Annotated in this window: 18 protein-coding genes, 1 tRNA gene and 1 pseudogene; 7 read left to right on the top strand and 13 right to left on the bottom strand. The window is 73.7% G+C overall.

Annotated features, from left to right (window positions below; genetic code table 11):
• Both BMW27_RS24385 and BMW27_RS14640 read right to left on the bottom strand, forming a co-directional pair.
• Complete coding sequence (locus BMW27_RS24385; RefSeq protein ID WP_091445347.1) at positions 1-1,221, bottom strand: cytochrome P450 family protein; 1,221 nt, start codon at positions 1,219-1,221, stop codon at positions 1-3.
• Positions 1,222-1,321: 100 nt separating this feature from the next.
• Entirely contained in the window at positions 1,322-2,101 is a 780-nt protein-coding gene (locus tag BMW27_RS14640; protein WP_091445345.1) for an aldo/keto reductase, read from the bottom strand.
• Between the two features lie 219 nt (positions 2,102-2,320).
• Between BMW27_RS14640 and BMW27_RS14635 the strand changes: the two genes are divergently transcribed.
• Together BMW27_RS14635 and BMW27_RS14630 are read left to right on the top strand one after the other, a co-directional pair.
• Positions 2,321-3,715, top strand: coding sequence for a cystathionine beta-synthase (locus BMW27_RS14635; RefSeq protein ID WP_091445754.1), 1,395 nt, complete (start codon positions 2,321-2,323; stop codon positions 3,713-3,715).
• Complete coding sequence (locus BMW27_RS14630; protein WP_091445343.1) at positions 3,712-4,860, top strand: cystathionine gamma-synthase; 1,149 nt, start codon at positions 3,712-3,714, stop codon at positions 4,858-4,860. The genes BMW27_RS14635 and BMW27_RS14630 overlap by 4 nt, the downstream gene beginning before the upstream one ends.
• A gap of 369 nt (positions 4,861-5,229) precedes the next feature.
• Here BMW27_RS14630 and map read toward each other — a convergent pair whose 3' ends face one another.
• Complete coding sequence (gene map, locus BMW27_RS14625) at positions 5,230-6,000, bottom strand: type I methionyl aminopeptidase (protein ID WP_091445341.1); 771 nt, start codon at positions 5,998-6,000, stop codon at positions 5,230-5,232.
• A gap of 92 nt (positions 6,001-6,092) precedes the next feature.
• Entirely contained in the window at positions 6,093-6,962 is an 870-nt protein-coding gene (locus BMW27_RS14620) for a polysaccharide pyruvyl transferase family protein (protein WP_091445752.1), read from the bottom strand.
• A gap of 102 nt (positions 6,963-7,064) precedes the next feature.
• Between BMW27_RS14620 and BMW27_RS14615 the strand changes: the two genes are divergently transcribed.
• Positions 7,065-7,574 carry a VOC family protein gene (locus BMW27_RS14615; protein WP_091445339.1) on the top strand — a complete coding sequence of 170 codons (510 nt, stop codon included), beginning with the start codon at positions 7,065-7,067 and terminating at the stop codon, positions 7,572-7,574.
• Between the two features lie 127 nt (positions 7,575-7,701).
• Here the strand turns inward: BMW27_RS14615 and BMW27_RS14610 are convergent, their stop codons facing one another.
• The 6 genes from BMW27_RS14610 to BMW27_RS14585 all read right to left on the bottom strand — a co-directional run bounded on the left by BMW27_RS14610 (position 7,702) and on the right by BMW27_RS14585 (position 12,488).
• A complete protein-coding gene (locus tag BMW27_RS14610; protein ID WP_091445338.1) occupies positions 7,702-7,989 on the bottom strand; it encodes a GNAT family N-acetyltransferase in 288 nt (95 codons plus the stop codon).
• An 87-nt stretch (positions 7,990-8,076) separates the two neighbouring features.
• Positions 8,077-8,150: transfer RNA gene (locus BMW27_RS14605), tRNA-Met, on the bottom strand.
• 141 nt (positions 8,151-8,291) lie between these two features.
• The gene (locus BMW27_RS14600; RefSeq protein WP_091445337.1) at positions 8,292-9,215 is read right to left on the bottom strand and encodes an ABC transporter permease; all 924 of its coding nucleotides are present in this window, start codon (positions 9,213-9,215) and stop codon (positions 8,292-8,294) included.
• Positions 9,216-9,217: 2 nt separating this feature from the next.
• On the bottom strand, positions 9,218-10,411 hold the full coding sequence (locus BMW27_RS14595; RefSeq protein WP_245743597.1) for a quaternary amine ABC transporter ATP-binding protein: 1,194 nt from the start codon (positions 10,409-10,411) through the stop codon (positions 9,218-9,220).
• Between the two features lie 11 nt (positions 10,412-10,422).
• Positions 10,423-11,382, bottom strand: a complete 960-nt coding sequence (locus BMW27_RS14590; protein ID WP_091445335.1) for a glycine betaine ABC transporter substrate-binding protein — start codon at positions 11,380-11,382, stop codon at positions 10,423-10,425.
• Between the two features lie 137 nt (positions 11,383-11,519).
• A complete protein-coding gene (locus tag BMW27_RS14585) occupies positions 11,520-12,488 on the bottom strand; it encodes a TauD/TfdA dioxygenase family protein (RefSeq protein WP_217638161.1) in 969 nt (322 codons plus the stop codon).
• 837 nt (positions 12,489-13,325) lie between these two features.
• Here BMW27_RS14585 and BMW27_RS14580 point away from each other — a divergent pair.
• Together BMW27_RS14580 and BMW27_RS14575 are read left to right on the top strand one after the other, a co-directional pair.
• Positions 13,326-14,219, top strand: a complete 894-nt coding sequence (locus tag BMW27_RS14580; RefSeq protein ID WP_091445333.1) for a helix-turn-helix transcriptional regulator — start codon at positions 13,326-13,328, stop codon at positions 14,217-14,219.
• Between the two features lie 93 nt (positions 14,220-14,312).
• Positions 14,313-15,044: an SDR family NAD(P)-dependent oxidoreductase gene (locus tag BMW27_RS14575; protein WP_091445331.1), complete on the top strand. Its 732-nt coding sequence runs from the start codon at positions 14,313-14,315 to the stop codon at positions 15,042-15,044.
• 231 nt (positions 15,045-15,275) lie between these two features.
• On the opposite strand, the gene BMW27_RS14570 is transcribed toward BMW27_RS14575, so the two are convergent.
• From BMW27_RS14570 to BMW27_RS24620, 3 genes and pseudogenes are all read right to left on the bottom strand, one after another.
• A complete protein-coding gene (locus BMW27_RS14570) occupies positions 15,276-15,701 on the bottom strand; it encodes a Rossmann-fold NAD(P)-binding domain-containing protein (RefSeq protein ID WP_091445330.1) in 426 nt (141 codons plus the stop codon).
• A 112-nt stretch (positions 15,702-15,813) separates the two neighbouring features.
• Positions 15,814-16,020 (bottom strand): SDR family NAD(P)-dependent oxidoreductase, encoded by a 207-nt coding sequence (locus BMW27_RS14565; RefSeq protein WP_091445328.1) that lies wholly within the window; start codon positions 16,018-16,020, stop codon positions 15,814-15,816.
• Between the two features lie 286 nt (positions 16,021-16,306).
• Positions 16,307-16,621 (bottom strand): annotated as a pseudogene (locus tag BMW27_RS24620) (LLM class flavin-dependent oxidoreductase); the annotation flags it as partial.
• Between the two features lie 66 nt (positions 16,622-16,687).
• Here BMW27_RS24620 and BMW27_RS14555 point away from each other — a divergent pair.
• On the top strand, positions 16,688-17,128 hold the full coding sequence (locus BMW27_RS14555; RefSeq protein ID WP_091445326.1) for a hypothetical protein: 441 nt from the start codon (positions 16,688-16,690) through the stop codon (positions 17,126-17,128).
• Positions 17,125-17,892, top strand: coding sequence for a DUF6544 family protein (locus tag BMW27_RS14550; RefSeq protein WP_217638160.1), 768 nt, complete (start codon positions 17,125-17,127; stop codon positions 17,890-17,892). The genes BMW27_RS14555 and BMW27_RS14550 overlap by 4 nt, the downstream gene beginning before the upstream one ends.
• Positions 17,893-17,899: the final 7 nt, after the last annotated feature.

Genomic DNA, 17,899 nt, shown 5'->3' with positions numbered 1-17,899 from the left:
CTACGCGGAGGCGCTCCCCGCGGCCGCGGGGCGCAGCACCACCGGCAGCTGCTCCAGGGCGTGGACGATGACGCTGCGCCGGTGGTGCAGGTCCTCCGGGGGCACGGCCAGGCGCAGGTCGGGGTACCGGTCGAGCAGCGAGCGCAGGGCCACCTCCCCCTCCAGACGCGCCAGGGGTGCGCCCAGGCAGTAGTGCAGCCCGTGGCCGAAGGCCAGGTGCCCACCGGCGTCGCGGTCGGGGTCGAGCAGCTCGGGCCGGTCGAAGCGTCCCGGGTCGCGGTTGGCCGCGCCCACGGAGAGCGTGACCACCGAACCCGCGGGGATGGTGGTGCCCGAGTACTCGACGTCCTCGGCGGCGAAGCGCAGGGGGGCGTTGTGCACGGGGCCGTCCCAGCGCAGGAACTCCTCGACCGCCGCGGGGATCCGCTGCGGGTCGGCGAGCAGGTGCTCGCGCAGCGCGGCGTCGGTGGCCACGCCCAGCACCGCGTTGCCGATGAGGTTGGCCGTGGTCTCGTGGCCGGCGATGAGCAGCAGCACGCCCATCGCGACGACCTCCTCGGTGCTGAGCTGGTCACCGGCGTCGGAGACCTCGACCAGGGCCGAGATCAGGGCGCCGTCCGGGGTGCTCCGCTTGGTCTCGACGAGGGCGTACAGGTACTCGGCCAGCCCCGCGGTGGCCTGCTGCTGGTCCACGTCGTCGTGGTCGTCGACCAGCGCGCGCGACCAGGTGCCGAAGGCGTCGCGGTCGGGATCGGGCACCCCGAGCAGCTCGCAGATGACGGCCATGGGCAACGGCACCGCGTAGCCGGCCAGCAGGTCCACCGGCTCGGCCTCCGGCACCGCGTCGAGCAGGGCGGCGGCCAGCACCTCGATGCGGGGGCGCAGCTCGGCGGTGCGTCGCGCGGTGAAGGCCCGGGAGACCAGCCGGCGCAGCCGGGTGTGGTCCGGCGGGTCGAGCAGGATCATCATCGAGCCGAAGGGGCCCGGCAGGCGCGGGGCCTGCGCGCGGACCTCCGGCGGCAGGGTCGCGCGGTGGTCCTTGACCAGGCGGGGGTCGGTGAAGGCCGCCCGCACGTCGTCGTACCGGGTCACCAGCCACGTGGTGCCGCCCCGCGGCAGCGCCACCTCGCGCACCGGCGCCTGGGCGCGCAGCCGCTCGTAGGCGGGATAGGGGTCGCGCCAGAAGGAGCCCTCGAAGACCGAGGCGTCGACCGCCGTCATCTCAGGACCCCCTGCTCAGCCGGCTCATCGACCCAGCCTCGGGGCGGGGGACGCAGGCGGCAAGGCCGGACGGCGTGTCACCGGCGTGCTCCGCCGCGGCTCAGACCTCCGCCAGGCCGTCGATCCGGGCGACCTCGTCGTCGGTGAGCGAGAAACCGTCGATCGCCAGGTTGGCCCGGATCCGCTCCGGGGTGGCCGACTTGGGGATGACGACGACGCCGTGCTCGACGTGCCAGCGCAGCACCACCTGCGCCGGGGTGACGCCGTGCGCGTCGGCGACCTCGCGCAGCACCGGGTCGCCGAGGTCGGTGTTCTTGAACGGGCTGTAGCCCTCCAGGACGACGCCGCGTTCCCGGTGCCCGGCCTCGACGGCCGGGTCGTACAGCGACGGGGCCCAGCTGACCTGGTTGACCTGCGGCGTCACGCCGGTCGCACCGGTCAGCTCGTCGACCTGCTCCAGCGAGTAGTTGCTCACGCCGATCGCCCGGGCGCGGCCGGCCTCGCGGGCGGCGACGAAGCGCTCCCAGACGTCCGGCCGGGCACCGCCGGGCGGCCAGTGGACGAGCCACAGGTCGACCGCGTCGACGCCGAGCGCGTCGAGGGACCCCGCCAGCACCTGGTCGGCCTGGTCGGCTCGTGGCGGCGGCAGCTTGGTCGTCAGGAAGACCTCGTCCCGCTCGACGCCGGAGTCGCGCAGCGCCCGCCCGACCTCGGGCTCGTTGCGGTAGATCGCCGCGGTGTCGAGGTGCCGGTAGCCGGCGTCCAGGGCGGTGCGGACGGCCTCGTAGCACTCCGAGCCGTTCATCAGCCAGGTCCCGAAGCCGAGCAGCGGCATGCCGGGGGCACCGTCGAGCGGCACGGTGGGGAAGCTCTCGGTCATGCCGCATCGTCCCGGCTGACCGGCTCCGCCGACAACACCCGGGGATCCGGTCAGCCGAGGAACCCGTCGACGACCCCGGCCAACTCGGTGCGTACCCCTCGTCGACCCGCAGGTCCGTCGTCGTCATGCTGGTCGGACGGCTCCCCGGCGCGGGAGTCGTCGGCGGTGGTGGGATGGGGCGCCGAGCGCCCGTCCGGGGCGCCGGTCGAGGAGGTCTGCGTGCAGTACGTCGAGAACGTCATCGAACTGGTCGGGCACACCCCGCTGGTCCGGCTGACGTCCGTGACCCGCGACCTCGGGCCGGACGCGCCCCTGGTGCTGGCCAAGGTCGAGTACCTCAACCCCGGCGGCTCGGTGAAGGACCGGATCGCCGTGCGGATGGTCGACGCCGCCGAGGCCAGCGGTGCGCTGCGGCCCGGCGGCACCATCGTGGAGCCGACCAGCGGCAACACCGGCATCGGGCTGGCCCTGGTCGCGCAGCAGCGCGGCTACCGCTGCGTCTTCGTCTGCCCCGACAAGGTGGGCAAGGAGAAGATCGACGTGCTCAAGGCCTACGGCGCCGAGGTGCACGTCTGCCCGACCGCCGTCGACCCGGCCGACCCGCGCTCCTACTACTCGGTCTCCGACCGGCTGGCCCGCGAGATCCCCGGTGGCTGGAAGCCCGACCAGTACGCCAACCCGGCCAACCCGCAGTCGCACTACGAGAGCACCGGCCCGGAGATCTGGGAGCAGACCGACGGCCGGGTGACCTGCTTCGTCACCGGCGTCGGCACCGGCGGCACGATCAGCGGCACCGGCCGCTACCTCAAGGAGGCCTCCGGCGGGCGGGTGCGGGTGGTCGGCGTCGACCCGGAGGGGTCGGTCTACTCCGGTGGCACCGGACGCCCCTACCTGGTCGAGGGCGTGGGCGAGGACTTCTGGCCCGACGCCTACGACCGCTCCATCGCCGACGAGATCGTCGCCGTCAGCGACGGGGACTCCTTCGCGATGACCCGCCGGCTGGCCCGCGAGGAGGGGTTGCTGGTGGGCGGCTCGTGCGGCATGGCGGTGGCCGGCGCGCTGCGTGCCGCCGAGCGGCTGACCCGGGACGACGTCGTGGTGGTGCTGCTGCCCGACGGCGGCCGCGGCTACCTCGGCAAGATCTACAACGACGACTGGATGGCCGACTACGGCTTCCTGGAGCAGGCCACCGAGGGCACCGTCGGCGAGCTGCTCGCCGGCAAGGGCGGGGCGACGCCGGAGCTGGTGCACACCCACCCCAACGAGACCGTGCGCGACGCCATCGACATCCTCCGCGAGTACGGCGTCAGCCAGCTGCCGGTGGTGCGTGCCGAGCCCCCGGTGACCGCCGGGGAGGTCGTCGGGTCGGTCGAGGAGAAGGCGCTGCTCGACGCGCTGTTCGCCGGGCGGGCCAACCTCGCCGACCGGGTGGAGCGGCACATGTCCCCGCCGCTGCCGATCATCGGCTCCGGCGAGCCGGTCAGCGCCGCGGTCGCGGCCCTGGGGACGGCGGACGCGCTGCTGGTGCACGAGGAGGGCAAGCCGGCCGGCGTCGTCACCAGGCAGGACGTGCTCGGGCACCTCGCCGGGCCGGCTCCTACCGTCGAGTCATGAGCCCCACGCACGGCTTCAACACCCGCGCCATCCACGCCGGGCAGGACCCGGACCCGGCGACCGGCGACGTCGTCGTCCCGCTGCACCTGGCGACCACCTTCAAACAGGACGGCGTCGGCGGGCTGCGCGGCGGCTACGAGTACGCCCGCAGCGCCAACCCCACCCGCACGGCGCTGCAGGAGGCGCTGGCCGCCCTCGAACAGGGCCGCACCGGGCTGGCGTTCGCCTCCGGCCTGGCCGCCGAGGACACGCTGCTGCGGACGTTCTGCGAGCCGGGCAGCCACGTCGTCCTCGGGGGCGACGCCTACGGCGGGACGTTCCGCCTCATCTCCAAGGTGGCCTCCCGCTGGGGCGTCGAGCACACGCCCGCCGACCTCAACGACCCCGACGCGCTGCGGGCGGCGATCCGGCCCAGCACGCGGGTCGTCTGGTGCGAGACGCCGACCAACCCGCTGCTCAACATCGCCGACATCGCGCTGACCGCCGAGGTCGCCCACGACGCCGGTGCGCTGCTCGTCGTCGACAACACCTTCGCCTCGCCCTACCTGCAGCAGCCGCTGACCCTGGGCGCCGACGTCGTCGTCCACTCGACGACGAAGTACCTCGGTGGGCACTCCGACGTCGTCGGCGGCGCGCTGGTGGTCGGGGACGACCCGGAGCTCGCCGAGCAGCTGGCCTTCTCGCAGAACGCGATGGGTGCCGTCTCCGGCCCGCTGGCCGACTGGCTGGTGCTGCGCGGGATCAAGACCCTCGGCGTCCGGATGGACCGGCACCAGGACAACGCCGCCCGGGTGGCGGAGTTCCTGCTCGGCCACCCCGCCGTCGCCTCGGTGCGCTACCCGGGCCTGCCCGACCACCCCGGGCACGAGATCGCCGCCAAGCAGATGTCCGGGTTCGGCGGGATGCTCTCGTTCCGGCTGGCCGGCGGGGAGGAGGTCGCGCTGCGGGTGTGCGAGCGGGCGCAGGTCTTCACCCTCGCGGAGTCCCTGGGCGGGGTGGAGTCGCTGATCGAGCACCCGGCGCGGATGACCCACGCCAGCGCGGCCGGCTCGCCGCTGGAGGTGCCGGCCGACCTGGTCCGCCTCTCGGTCGGCATCGAGGACGTCGAGGACCTGATCGCCGACCTGGACCAGGCCCTGGGGTGACCCCGGGTCCGGCGGAGTGGTGACGGGGCGGCAGCACCGGTGACGACGGGGTACACGGTCCGCCCGGTGCCCTTGTCGAACGAGGCCGCGCCGATGGCCTTCGTCGAGTCCCACGACGACGCAGTGGCCCGTCCTGACGAGTTCTGGCAGGGCGGGCCCGGGCCTCCTCGCTCGACGCCGGCCCCCGTGCCCGCGTCCGCGGCTGCGGGAGCGGGGGGCGTCCCGCGCGCGGCTGTACGTCCACGCGGACAACACCCGGGCGCAGCGCTGCCACGGAAGGTCCGGGTCCCGGCCCACCGGAGCACGGTCCACCGGCACGATGGGCCTCAAGTTGGAGACGGCCCGCGCTCTCTGACGCCCCCGTGGTGATCAGCGCGGGGCGGTGAGGATCCGGGGGCCGTCCTCGGTGACCGCGACGGTGTGCTCGACGTGCGCCGCGCGGCTGCCGTCGGCGCTGTACAGCGTCCAGCCGTCGGCGGCGACCCGGTAGTCGTCGCTGCCACCGGCGAGGAACCAGGGCTCGATCGCGATCACCAGGCCGGGGCGCAGCGGCAGCCCGCGGCCGGGGCGGCCCTCGTTCGGGACGGACGGCGGCTCGTGCATCGAGCGGCCCACACCGTGCCCGCCCTGGTCGGTGTTGATCCCGCAGCCCCCGGCCCGGCCCACCGCGCCGATCGCCGCCGAGATGTCGCCGACGCGGTTGCCGACGACGGCCGCGGCGATCCCGGCCGCCAGCGCGCGCTCGGTGGTCGCGACGAGCTCGAGGTCCTCCGGTCGCGGCGTGCCCACCGGGAAGGTGATCGCGGCATCGCCCACCCAGCCGTCGAGGGTGGCTCCGGCGTCGACGCTGAGCAGGTCGCCGTCCTGGAGCTCCTCCGGTGTCGGGATGCCGTGCAGCGCGACGTCGTTGACCGACAGGCAGACGACACCGGGGAACGGCGGCGTGGTGGCCAGCGGTGCGTAGCCGAGGAACGGTGAGGTGGCGCCGGCATCGGCCAGGACGGCCCGGGCCACCTCGTCCAACTCGGTCAGCCTGACGCCCGGGGTCGCGGCGGCGCGGACGGCGGCCAGCATGTCGGCCACGACCGCTCCGGCGGCGCGCATGGCGTCCAGCTCACCCGGGGTGCGCAGCTCGATCATCGGTCCTCCTCGGGCGGCGAGATCGGCGATCTCGCACGGATACGGGCCTCACAGGGGGCGGGATCGGCGATCCCGCCGCGGGAGCGGGGGGCTCAGCCGGCCAGCTGCTCCTCGAACCAGGCGCGCGCCCGGGCGTTGCCGGCACGGCCCCGCTCCCCCGCCGCACGCACCCGCTCGGCCAGCTCACCGGACAGGCAGCGCTCCAGAGCGGCATCGAGGGCCTCGGCGGTGAGCTCCTCGACCGGGACGACGAGTGGCCAGTCGAGCGCGGTGGCCTGGCTGGTCACCTTGGCGCCTCCGCTGATCGGGTCGCAGGCGACGACCGGCCGGCCGTGCTTGAGGCCGAGCACCAGCGCGTGCAGCCGCATGCTCACCACGACGTCGGCCCGCCGGACCAGCGCCTCCACCTGGGCCGGACGGCGCGCGTGCGGCTTCTCGAAGAGGTCCATGTCGAGCTCGAACCAGGGCAGCGCCCGGTCGGCCAGCCACTCCTCGATGGCGCCGCGGACCCGCTCGGCCTGGCTGGCCTCGCCGTACTCGCCCTGCACCGGCGTGAACGCCACCGCGAGCACCGGCACCTCCGGCTCGGGGCCCTCGACGGCGAGGTCGGGACGGGCCAGGCCGGCGGCGTCGCGCTCCCAGACCCGGTCGAACAGCCCGCGCGCGGACTCCTGCACCACCGAGACGTTGACCGCCCAGCGCTGCGCACCGGCGAAGGCCTCGGTGAGCTCGCGCAGCAGCGGCCGGTCGGCCAGCGGGCCGCTGACGAAGACCAGGTGGGTGTAGTCGGCCGGGTCGACGTCCCGCCAGTCCACACCGCGTTCCAGGTACGGCGCCCAGGCGACGTCGTGGTCGACGCCCAGGTCGGTGAGCCAGCCGGCCACCACGTCGGCGCCGAGCTCGTCGCCGATGGTGGCGATCACCTCGTCGAAGCTGAACCACCCGGCGACGAGGACACGCATGGTCACCAGCCTCGCACCCACGGGTGACCGGGACCTGTCGAGGGAACGAGATCCTGGTCGCAGCGGTTGTCCCGACCGTCGTCCGACCCCGAGGAGAGCCCCGTGAGCGACACCGCCAGCGACCTCGACCTGACCGCCATCGAGCAGGAGCGCACCCGCATCCGGGAGGCGCACCTCAGGCCTGCCGGGGAGCGGCCGTCGTCCACCGCCCGCGGCCTGCACCACACCGCGCTGATCAGCAGCGACGTGGAGCGGACCGTCCGCTTCTACCAGGACGTGCTCGGCTTCCCGCTCACCGAGCTGATCGAGAACCGCGACTACCCGGGCTCCTCGCACTTCTTCTTCGACATCGGCCACGGCAACCTGCTGGCCTTCTTCGACTTCCCCGGCCTGGACGTCGGCCCGTACGCCGAGGTGCTCGGCGGGCTGCACCACATGGCGATCAGCGTCGACCCCGACCGCTGGCAGGACCTGGTGCAGCGGCTGACCGAGGCCGGGGTGGAGCACGAGGTGCACAGCGGCGTCTCGGTCTACTTCCGCGACCCCGACGGCGCCCGCATCGAGCTGATCGCCGACCCGCTCGGCGAGATGTACGGCCACCAGGTGCTCTGAGGGAGGACCCCCTGCCCCCCACCGCTCGCGCGCTCGCGGCGGGATCCTGCAGGCGGCCGCCGTCCTCCTCCCCGCTCGCGAGCTCGCGGCGAGCCTCTGGACGGAGCCGCCCCGGGGCGGGGCCGTCTCAGGCGGGGGTGTCGACCAGGTCGGCGTAGTCGGGGTGCCGGTCGATCCAGGCGCGGACGAAGGAGCAGCGCGGCACCGCCCGCAGCCCGTGCGCCCGGACGTCGTCCAGGGCACCGCGGACCAGCGTGCTGCCCACTCCGTCGCCCTCGGCGTCCGGGTCGACCTCGGTGTGGGTGAACACGACCCGGTCGCCCTGCCGCTGGTAGGCGGCCAGGCCGAGCACGCGGTCGCCGGCCCGGGCCTCGTAGCGGCCGGCCTGGGGGACGTCGGTGACGGTGAGATCCATGCCGGTTTCCTACCCCGCTCGCGGCGCGGAACCGCCCGAACACGACGAGGGCCCGGTCACCGTGGTGACCGGGCCCTCGTGTGCGAGTAGCGGGGACAGGATTCGAACCTGTGACCTCTGGGTTATGAGCCCAGCGAGCTACCGAGCTGCTCCACCCCGCGTCGGTGACACCACCATACACGCCCCCGAGCGGCCCACTCCCGAGCCCCCGGGACCCGGGACGTACCGGTGCGGACGACCTGCCCGGCGAGCCGGGCGACCTGGACGTGCGGCGCGTGCTCCCCTGACCGAGGACGGAGCCGTCAGGCGGGGGCCTGCGCGGGCTCCTCGGACCGGCGAGGCGTCTCCGCCGTCCCACCGGACGGCGCGGTCCGGCGCGTCCGCGCCCGGAACAACCGCGACAGCGCCGTGGGGTGTCCGAAGGCCGCCGTCAGCCGGTCGAGGAAGATCGCGAGCAGGACGACCGCGAGACCGCCCTCGAACCCGGAGGCGACGTCGAGCTGGGTCACCGCCCGCACCACGACCGCACCGAGGCCGGCGGCGCCGAGGAGTCCGGCGGTGACCACCATCGACAGCGCCAGCATGATCACCTGGTTGATGCCGGCCATGATCGACGGCAGCGCGAGCGGGAGCTGGACCTCCCGCAGGATCTGGCCGGGCCGGGCGCCGAAGGCGTGGGCCGCCTCGACGACCTCGCGGTCGACCTGCCGGATGCCGAGCTCGGTCAGCCGCACGCCGGGCGGGATGGCGAACAGGATCGTCGCCACGACGCCGGGCACCACACCCACGCCGAAGAAGAAGACGGCCGGGATGAGGTAGACGAACACCGGCGTGGTCTGCATGGAGTCCAGCACCGGACGGACGACGACGCTCAGCGCACGGTTGCGGGCCGCCAGGATCCCGATCGGCACCCCGATCGCCGTGGCGATCACCGCCGCCACGAGGACCAGCGCGAGGGTCTGCATCGTCTCGACCCACAGCTCCAGCGAGACCACGAGCAGGAACGCCAGCACCGTGTAGAGCGCCAGCCCCCACCCGCGGATGAGCAGGGCGACCAGCGTGAACAGGACGATCCACACCACCGGCGGCGGCGTGGCCAGCGCGCCGGTCAGGCCGTCGACGAGGACCTGCATGACCGCCGAGATCGCGTCGAACAGCCACGGCACCGTCGCCAGCAGCCAGTCGATGAAGTCCGAGACCCACTGCCCGAGGGGGATGTCCGGCACCGTCAGCCCTCCCGTCGCGCGGGGACGACGGCCAGCGCATCGAGCACCGCCGCCCGTGGCACCACGCCCAGCAGCCGACCGTCGTCGTCCACGACCCCCAACGGCACCGGGTGGCGCCCGACGAGGTGCACGAACTCGACCAGTGGGCGGTCCGGCGTGGTCGTGGTGTAGTCGGCGACCAGCTCGCGCGGGCCGACGGCCGACCGACCGTCCTGCACCGCGCGGGCGAGCAGGTCGTCGCGCGCCACGCCGGCGATGCGCCGGTCGGCGTCGAGGACATACACCCCGTTGGCCTCCGCGGCGCCGAGCGCGCGCAGCACCTCCCCGGTGGACTGGCCGAGCTGGGCGGTCATCCGCGGCTCGCGCAGCAGGTCACCGGCGGTGAGCACCCGGGTCCGGTCCACGTCGGAGGTGAAGTCGGCGACGTAGTCGTCGGCCGGCGCGGAGATGATCTCCGGCCCGGTGCCCAGCTGGACCGTCCGGCCGTCCTTGAGCATCAGGATGCGGTCGCCCAGCCGCATGGCCTCGTTGAGGTCGTGGGTGATGAAGACGATGGTCTTGTGCAGCTCGGTCTGCAGCCGCACCAGCAGGTCCTGCATGTCGCGCCGGATGAGCGGGTCCAACGCGGAGAACGGCTCGTCCATGAGGAGCACCTCGGAGTCCGCGGCGAGCGCGCGGGCCAGGCCCACGCGCTGCTGCATCCCCCCGGAGAGCTGCTCGGGCCGGGCGTCGGCCCGGTCGAGCAGCCCCACTGTGCGCAGCGCCCAGTCGGCTCGCTCCCGCTGCTCGCCGGCCCCGACCCCGCGCACCTTGAGCCCGTAGGCCGCGTTCTCGCGCACGGTGCGGTGCGGGAGGAGCGCGAAGTGCTGGAACACCATGCTGACCTTCTGGTTGCGCAGCGTCCGCAGGTCGGCGTCACCGAGCGCCCGCAGGTCCTGGCCGTCGACCTCCACCGTGCCGGCGCTGGGCTCGATCAGCCGGTTGAGCAGCCGGACGAGGGTCGACTTGCCGGACCCCGACAGCCCCATGACGACGAACAGCTCCCCCCGCTCGACGGCGAAGCCCACGTCGTGGACGGCGAGCGTGCTCCCGGTCTGCCGGTGGATCTCGTCGCGCCGGACCCCCTCGCCGGCCAGCCGCAGTGCCTCCTTCTCGCGTGGCCCGAAGACCTTCGTCAGGCCGGTGGCGCGCAGCACCGGGGGCACGGTCAGCCGACCCACTCGTCGATCTGGGCGGCGTGCTCGTCGACCCACTGCCGGGCGACGGTCCCCACGTCCTCGCCGTCGACGTCCACCTGCTTCTGCATCTGCTCCATCTCCTCCACCGAGATGCGCAGGTCGACCAGCAGGTCGGCGAACTCGGGAGCCTGCTCCTGCAGCTCCGTGCTCGCGGCGACGTTGGCGCTGTACGAGGGCATGGCGCAGGCGCCGTTCCCGGTGGTCAGGCAGCCCTCGGTGTAGGGCGTGGGCTCCTCGAGCTGGACCATGTCGTACTGCGCGAAGACCGCGTGCGGGTGGTACAGGTACAGCACGATCGGCTCCTGGCGGCTGTAGCTGTTCTCCAGCTGCGCCAGCTCGGCCGCCTCGCTGGAGACGACGTGCTCCAGCGTGATCCCGTAGCCCGCGAGCCGCTTGGCGTTCTGCTCGGTGGTGATGTAGCCGGGATCGGCGTCGTAGAACTTGCCGCCCAGCTGGTCGGCGTAGTCGTTGAGCTGGGTGACGCTGGTCAGGCCCTCGAGCGGGCCGCCGGGCTCGACGGCGTAAGCGGGCACGAACCAGCCCTGCGCGGCATCGCCGTAGGTCTCCGAGACCATCTCGACCCGCTCGGCGGCGCTGTCGGCGAGCTCCTGCTGGTTGGGGAGGGCGACCTCGGTCAGCAGGTCGATGTCCCCGCGCTGCGCACCGGCCCACGCCGCGGCCGGGTCCAGCTGCGTCGTCTGCAGCGTGGCCACGCCCAGCTCGGGACGGTCGGCGGCGATCTCGCTGAGGATGGAGTTCGTCAGACCGGCGGCCGTCCAGCTGAACTGCGCGGCCTGGACGGTGATGCCGTCCCCACCGCCGGTCGCGCTGTCGGCGCCCTCCTCGGCGCTGCACCCGGTGACGGTCGCGGCGAGGACGGCGGCCAGCGCCACCGCGGATGCCCGGGGACGGATCGTGGTGCGCAGCATGGGGTTCTTCTCTCGTTGCGGCGCCGGGCACGGGCTCGCCGGCGGAGGGGGGTCGTGCGGCGAAGCGCAGGCCCCGGAGGGGACCTGCGCCTCGCCGTGCGGTCAGTTCTCGGGACGAGCGTCGTGCACGTGCCCGGTCAGGCGCCAGTCGGACCGACCGGCTGGTCCCCCCGGAGCGTGATGCGGTGCATGACACGGCGCTGGTCACCGTAGTCGCGGTTCGCGTAGTGCACCGTCGACCGGTTGTCCCACATCACGACGTCCCCCACCGACCAGCGGTGCCGGACGATGTGCTCCGGCTTGGTGATGTGGGCGTAGAACAGGTCGAGCAGGTACCGGCTCTCGGCGTCGGACACGTCCTTCAGGTGCGAGACGAATCCGGGGTTGACGAACAGGCCCTTGCGGCCCGTCTCGGGGTGTACCCGCACCACCGGGTGCTCGATCGGGACGAGGGCCTGGAACTGCTCGCCCTCCCACTTCGTCCGCTCCTCGCGCTGGGCCAGGTAGTAGCCGAACTCGCGGGTGCCGTCGTGCACCGCGACCAGCTGGTCGGCCAGGCGCTGCAGCGGCCCGCTGAGTGACTCGTAGGCCAGCTGGAGGTCCGCCCACTGGGTGTCCCCGCCCGTGGGCGGGAGGACGACGGCGCGCAGCACCGAGCCCAGCGGCGGCCGGCGGACGAAGGTGACGTCGGTGTGCCAGACGTCGGCGAACCCGCCCGAGGCGCTGTCGAGCGCGTAGATCTCGGGGTGCTCCTCGTCGACTCCCGGCACCACGGGGTGGGACTCGGTGACGTCACCCAGGCGGCGGCCGAGCGCGATCTGGCTGTCGGGGTGCAGTGCGTGCTGTCCCGAGAAGAACAGCACCTTGTGGTCGGCGAGCGCGGTGCGGATGGCGCGGACCTGCTCGTCGGTGGCGGAGGCGAGGTCGACCCCGTGGACGCGGGCGCCGAACCCGGGCGCGAGGCGTTCCAGGTCGAGGGTCGTCGGGGCGGTGGACGTCACCAGGGCAGGCAGGACGGGGACGGTGAGGGTCATGACGGGGACTCCGGTGGGGTGGATGGTGGCGGGCTCGGGCGGCGTCAGGCCGTACAGAGCGCGCTCGCGCACCGGAGCAGGTCGATGTGACGGCGCACGACGAGTGCAAACCGCACAATCCCGACCGGACTCATAGGGATTACCGTAGCGGTTGCCCCGCCCCCTGTGTCGACGGGTCCCCGTGTCCTGCCGGTCCGGCTGTCGCCCCGGGAGGGGCGGTCCCACGGCCCGGACCGGTCGACGCCCGCCTCGTCACGCGCGCCGCGGCCGGCCCGCGTCGGCGGGCGCACGGTGGGGTCACCCCCGAACAGCACAGGACCCGGCCCCTCGTGAGAGGGACCGGGTCCTGTCGTGGCAGCGGGGAACCGGCGGGACCACCGCCCCCCTCAGGTCAGGTCCTCGTGCGTGGGCGTCTGCACACCCCCGTCCGGGCCGATTCCCGAGCCACCACCTCGGCGCATCGGGGATGTGCGCCGGTCTCGACACGCACGCCGGACACCCTCGATCTCCAGCACGACCCCTCCCAGCCTCGACGCCCTCACCTCGTCAGGCACGGGTGAGCTCGATGACGGTGACCTCCGGGCGGGCGCCGATCCGCATCGGCGGACCCCAGTAGCCGCCACCGGCGGTGACGTAGAGCTGGGTGTCACCGTGCCGGGACAGGCCCTCGACGGCGGGCTGGTCGAGCCGGATGGCGGTTGGTGTAGCGGACCGGGGTACGGATGACCTCGTCCGACACGGCGAAGGTGCAGCCGTCGGCCTGCAGCGTCATGGGAGTCCCTTCTCTCGGCTGTGCTCTGCTGGGAACGACTCCACGGAACGCCGCCGCGCGCAGGCGTGGGAGGGCGGGTTTGTGGGGGGTAGAAGCGCGACCTCCCTGGATCGGCGCGTCGCCCTACCGTCGAGGAGGTGGACAACCGCTCCGACATCCGCGACTTCCTCGCCACACGACGCGCCCGGATCACGCCGGAGCAGGCCGGGCTGCTGCCCGGTGCCGGCCGGCGGCGGGTGGCCGGCCTGCGCCGCGAGGAGGTCGCCGTCCTCGCCGGGGTGAGCACCGACTGGTACACCCGGCTGGAGAAGGGCCACATCGCCGGCGTCTCCGAGGACGTCCTGGAGGCGGTCGCCCGTGCGCTGCAGCTCGACGAGGCCGAGCGGCGCTACCTGTTCGACCTCGCCCGCGCCGCCCGGCCCAGCCGCGCACCCCGGCGGCGCAGCAAGGCCCCGGTGCCCCCGCGGGTGCAGTGGATGCTGGACTCGATGACCGACTCGGCGGCGTTCGTCGCCAACGGCCGGCTGGACATCGTCGCCGCCAACACGCTGGCCCGGGCGCTGTACTCGCCGGTGTTCGACGAGCCGCGGTGGCGATCGAACATCGCCCGCTTCCAGTTCCTCGACCCGCGGGCGCGGGACTACCACGTGGACTGGGACGCCGCGGCCAACGTCACGGTCGCGCTGCTGCGCACCGAGGCCGGCCGCGACCCGCACGACAAGGACCTGCGTGAGCTGGTCGGCGAGCTGTCCACCGTCAGTGAGGAGTTCCGCACCCGCTGGGCGGCGCACGACGTGCGGCTGCACCAGGCCGGGGCCAAGCAGTTCCGCCACCCTGCCGTCGGCACCCTCGAGGTGGTGTTCCACAGCTTCGACCTGGCGACCGCGGACCAGCGCAAGCTCGTCATGACCGTCTACACCGCCGAGCCCGGCACCCCGAACGAGGACGGGCTCAAGCTGCTGGCCAGCTGGGCCGCGACCCATCCGACCGCTGCACCCGACCCGGCTCCCTCCCCGGCCGACACCGTCTGACCGGGCACCCGGGACGGTCGGACGCCTCGACGGTTCCCACCTGACCGGCGATCACGTTCCGGTCGCGAGCGAGCGACACGGCGGAAGGACGCCATGCACCGCGTCTTCATCACCGGCTCCGCCGACGGCCTCGGCCGAGCGGCGGCGCAGACCCTGCTCGACGACGGACACGAGGTCGTGGTGCACGCGCGCAGCGAGGCACGTCTCGCCGCCGTCAGCGATCTCGTCGGCCGCGGGGCCGTGCCCGTCGTCGGCGACCTGGCCGACCTGGACCAGACCCGGGACGTCGCCGAGCAGGTCAACCGGATCGGCCGCGTGGACGCCGTCATCCACAACGCCGGCGTCTCCACCGGCCCGACCGTCCTGCCGGTCAACGTCGTCGCCCCGTACCTGCTCACCGCCCTCGTCCACCGGCCTCAGCGGCTGGTGTACCTCAGCAGCGACATGCACCCCGGCGGGCGGGCCGACCTGACCGGCATGGACTGGAGCGGTCGCTCAGCGACCGGCTCCTACTCCGACAGCAAGCTCTTCGTCACGACTCTCGCCCTTGCGGTCGCCCGGATCGTGCCGGGCGTCGTCAGCAACGCCGTCGACCCCGGCTGGGTGCCCACCCGGATGGGCGGCCCGAACGCCCCTGACGACCTCCGACTCGGTTGCCTCACCCAGGCGTGGCTCGCCGTCAGCAACGATCCCGACGCGCGCACCACCGGCGGCTACTGGCACCACCAGCGGCTCCAGGAGCCGCACCCGGCTGTCCACGACCAGCGCTTCCAGGACGAACTGCTCGACGCGCTCGCCCGCTCCACCACCACATCCCTGATCTGACGTCAGCTACGGCAGCAGGTCGGGTGCGCGCCGGAACCGCCGTCCCATCATGGCGCCGTGAAGGCGGCTCAACTGCTGGGAGGAGTGGTGCCCGTGCGGGGCGCGCTCGGCGTAGTCCGGCGAGCTCCCCGCTCCTGCGCCGGCGTCCGGAGGACTGCCACCGGGGCGGTGCAGTGCGCCGGCTCGTGGAGCACGATCCGGCCAGTCCCCCTATCGCACCGGGACGGGGAGTCAGTGGCTCGATCGGATGGCGTGAGGGTGGGAGGCCCGCCGCAGCGGTGCGTCGGGCCTCCCACCGGTGGCCCACTCGCCGGCGATGACGATCTCGTCGGTCCACTCACCCGAGGGGCGGTTGTACTGGTCCCAGTAGGTGTCGGTGATGAGGTCGGGGTCGAGCGCGGTGCCCGGGGCGATCGCGCCGGAGATCCGGGTGCTGACCGCGTGCACGCCGTCGGCCTTGAGCTCCGGGTGCACGAGCGCGACGGCGGTGCGGACGCCGGCCTTGCCGAGGGCGATGGTGGCGTAGCCGGGGTGGGGGTCCACCCAGGCGTAGCCGCCGCTGCCGATGAAGGTGCCGGCACCTGCGGCGCGCATGGCGGGGGTGAACACCTGGGCGGCGCTGATCGCACCGAACGCGTCGGCGTTGTACGCGGTCACGAGGTACTCGAGGTCAGCCTCGAGGACGTTGTCGGGGCGACGATCGCGGCGTTGTAGACCACCACGCCCGGGGTGATCCGCTCGGCGAGCTGCTGCAGGGACGCCTCGAACTTCAGGGCGTCGCCGGCGTCGGCGACGAAGTGTCGGCAGTGCCGCCGGCGTCGCGGATCTGCGTCGCGAGGTCGTCGAGGGCTTCCTGACGGCGGCCGACGACGGTCACGGTGAAGCCCTCGCGGGCGAAGCGGCGGGCGACAGCGGAGCCGAGGCCGGGGCCGGGGCCGATGACGAGCACGTGGTCGAGGTCGATCGGGGTGGGCATTGCTGTCCTCCTCTCGGTCAGGCCCGGGCCGCGGTTCGGCTCGGTGCCCAGGGGGTGTGACCTCACGCCCGCAGGGCCGGGGGTGAGGCGGTTCGTGGGGGTCAGCGGTCGGCCGCGGTGAGCAGGGCGCGCAGCGGCCCGAGGTCGAACTGCGCGGCGGAGCGGAGGACCACGTGCTGGACGCCCGCGGCGAGGTGGTCGTCCAGGCGGTCCAGCTCGCGGGGGTCGTCAGGGACACGGTCCGCTCGATGTCGGCCGGGTCGCGTCCCACTCGGGCGCACCACTGGTCGAGGACGGCGTTCTTGGCCGCCCAGTGCTCCAGCGGGCTGAAGGTGTTCCACATGTCGGCGTACTGGGCGACCAACCGCAGGGTCACCTTCTCGCCGGCGCCGCCGAGGAGCACCGGCAGCTCGCCGACCGGCGGGGTCACCAGCCGGGGCAGCCGGGCGCGGATCCGCTGCAGCGACGCCTCCAGCTGCCGCAGCCGATCGCCGGGAGTGCCGTAGTCGTAGCCGTACTCGCGGAAGTCCCGTTCGCTCCAGCCGGCGCCGATGCCGAGGATCGCGCGCCCGTCGCTGAGGTGGTCGACGGTGCGGGCCATGTCGGCGAGCAGGGGCCGCGAGATGCTCTCCCGTTCGACGGGCTCGGCACGGTTACGGTCCCTCGGATGACGGACTCTGGGTCGCTGGGAGCGCGGTCAGGCGCGCATCGGCTGCTGCGGGCGGCGGCGGCCACGGTGCTGGCCCTCCACGGCCTGATCCACCTGCTGGGTGTCGCGCTCCTGTGGCGGTGGGGGCAGCCGGGTGAGCTGGGCTACGAGGACGTGTCGCCGGCAGCAGGATCGCTGCCCGGGATGATCATGGGAGGCGTGTGGCTGGTGGCCACGCTGCTGTTCCTGCTGACCGCGGTCCTGCTGGTCGCGAGGCGCACTGCGTGGCGGCCGGTCGGTCTGCTCGCTGCCCTGGTGTCGATCGCGGTGCTGCTGCCGTCGGCCTCGATCGCCCTGGCCGGTCTGGCCGTCGACGCCGCCGTGCTGCTCGCCGTCGGCGTTGCCGTCGCCGCGGCACATCGCAGGCCGATGCGTTCGGGTACCGGAGGGCCTCGGTGACCAGCTCCTCGGTGCCCCGGGCTGCGCGCAGCGTGCGCCGTGAGTGGGACCTGTTGTGCCGCAGCACGGGCCACCTGGAGGCCTTCGAACCTTCGATGGTCGCCGATCTACCGGAGCCGGCGCGCCGCTGGCTCACCCACGCAATCGCCCCCGGGACCCCGCTGTGGCAGTCGGTGGAGCTGAGCATGCGCGGACAGATCCGCCTCGGCGCGTGGCGGCCGTTCACCGCGCGGCAGGTGCTCGCTCCGCCCCGGGGCTTCATCTGGGCGGCGACCGCCCACCTGCTCGGGCTCCCGGTGGTTGGTTTTGACCGGCTCACTTCCGGATCGGGCCAGATGCGCTGGCGGCTGGGTGGGCTGGTCCCCGTCCTGTCCACCACCGGCCCGGACGTCACCCGCAGCGCCGCGGGCCGCCTTGCCGGGGAGATGGCCCTGGTGCCGACCACCTTCGCCGCCGCGACCTGGACCGCCGGCTCCGACGACGACCGCGTCGTCGTCACTTGGCGGATCGACGAGCAGGAGGAGAGCGCAGAACTCCACATCGGGCCGGACGGACGGCTGCTCGGCGTCCTGATGCAGCGCTGGGGCAACCCCGACGGGGTGCCTTTCGGGCGCTACCCCTTCGGTGTCGCCATCGAGGCAGAGCGGACCTTCGCCGGCGTGACGATCGGCTCGGTGCTCCGCGCGGGCTGGTGGTGGGCCACGGACCGGCAGCCCGAAGGCGAGTTCTTCCGAGCCGAGATCACCGAGGCCACGTTCCGGTGAAGTGCGC

The sequence above is a fragment of the Geodermatophilus poikilotrophus genome (genome assembly GCF_900111455.1).
GTDB classification, from domain to species: Bacteria; Actinomycetota; Actinomycetes; order Mycobacteriales; family Geodermatophilaceae; genus Geodermatophilus; species Geodermatophilus poikilotrophus.
This window is presented reverse-complemented; position numbering and strand designations above follow the sequence as displayed.

Bases quoted from the DNA above. Each gene is read 5' to 3' on its own strand.
- BMW27_RS24385 (WP_091445347.1), bottom strand. From the start codon at position 1,221: ATGACGGCGGTCGACGCCTCGGTCTTCGAGGGCTCCTTCTGGCGCGAC.
- BMW27_RS14640 (WP_091445345.1), bottom strand. From the start codon at position 2,101: ATGACCGAGAGCTTCCCCACCGTGCCGCTCGACGGTGCCCCCGGCATG.
- BMW27_RS14630 (WP_091445343.1), top strand. From the start codon at position 3,712: ATGAGCCCCACGCACGGCTTCAACACCCGCGCCATCCACGCCGGGCAG.
- map (WP_091445341.1), bottom strand. From the start codon at position 6,000: ATGATCGAGCTGCGCACCCCGGGTGAGCTGGACGCCATGCGCGCCGCC.
- BMW27_RS14620 (WP_091445752.1), bottom strand. From the start codon at position 6,962: ATGCGTGTCCTCGTCGCCGGGTGGTTCAGCTTCGACGAGGTGATCGCC.
- BMW27_RS14610 (WP_091445338.1), bottom strand. From the start codon at position 7,989: ATGGATCTCACCGTCACCGACGTCCCCCAGGCCGGCCGCTACGAGGCC.
- BMW27_RS14590 (WP_091445335.1), bottom strand. From the start codon at position 11,382: ATGCTGCGCACCACGATCCGTCCCCGGGCATCCGCGGTGGCGCTGGCC.
- BMW27_RS14575 (WP_091445331.1), top strand. From the start codon at position 14,313: ATGCACCGCGTCTTCATCACCGGCTCCGCCGACGGCCTCGGCCGAGCG.
- BMW27_RS14565 (WP_091445328.1), bottom strand. From the start codon at position 16,020: ATGCCCACCCCGATCGACCTCGACCACGTGCTCGTCATCGGCCCCGGC.
- BMW27_RS14555 (WP_091445326.1), top strand. From the start codon at position 16,688: ATGACGGACTCTGGGTCGCTGGGAGCGCGGTCAGGCGCGCATCGGCTG.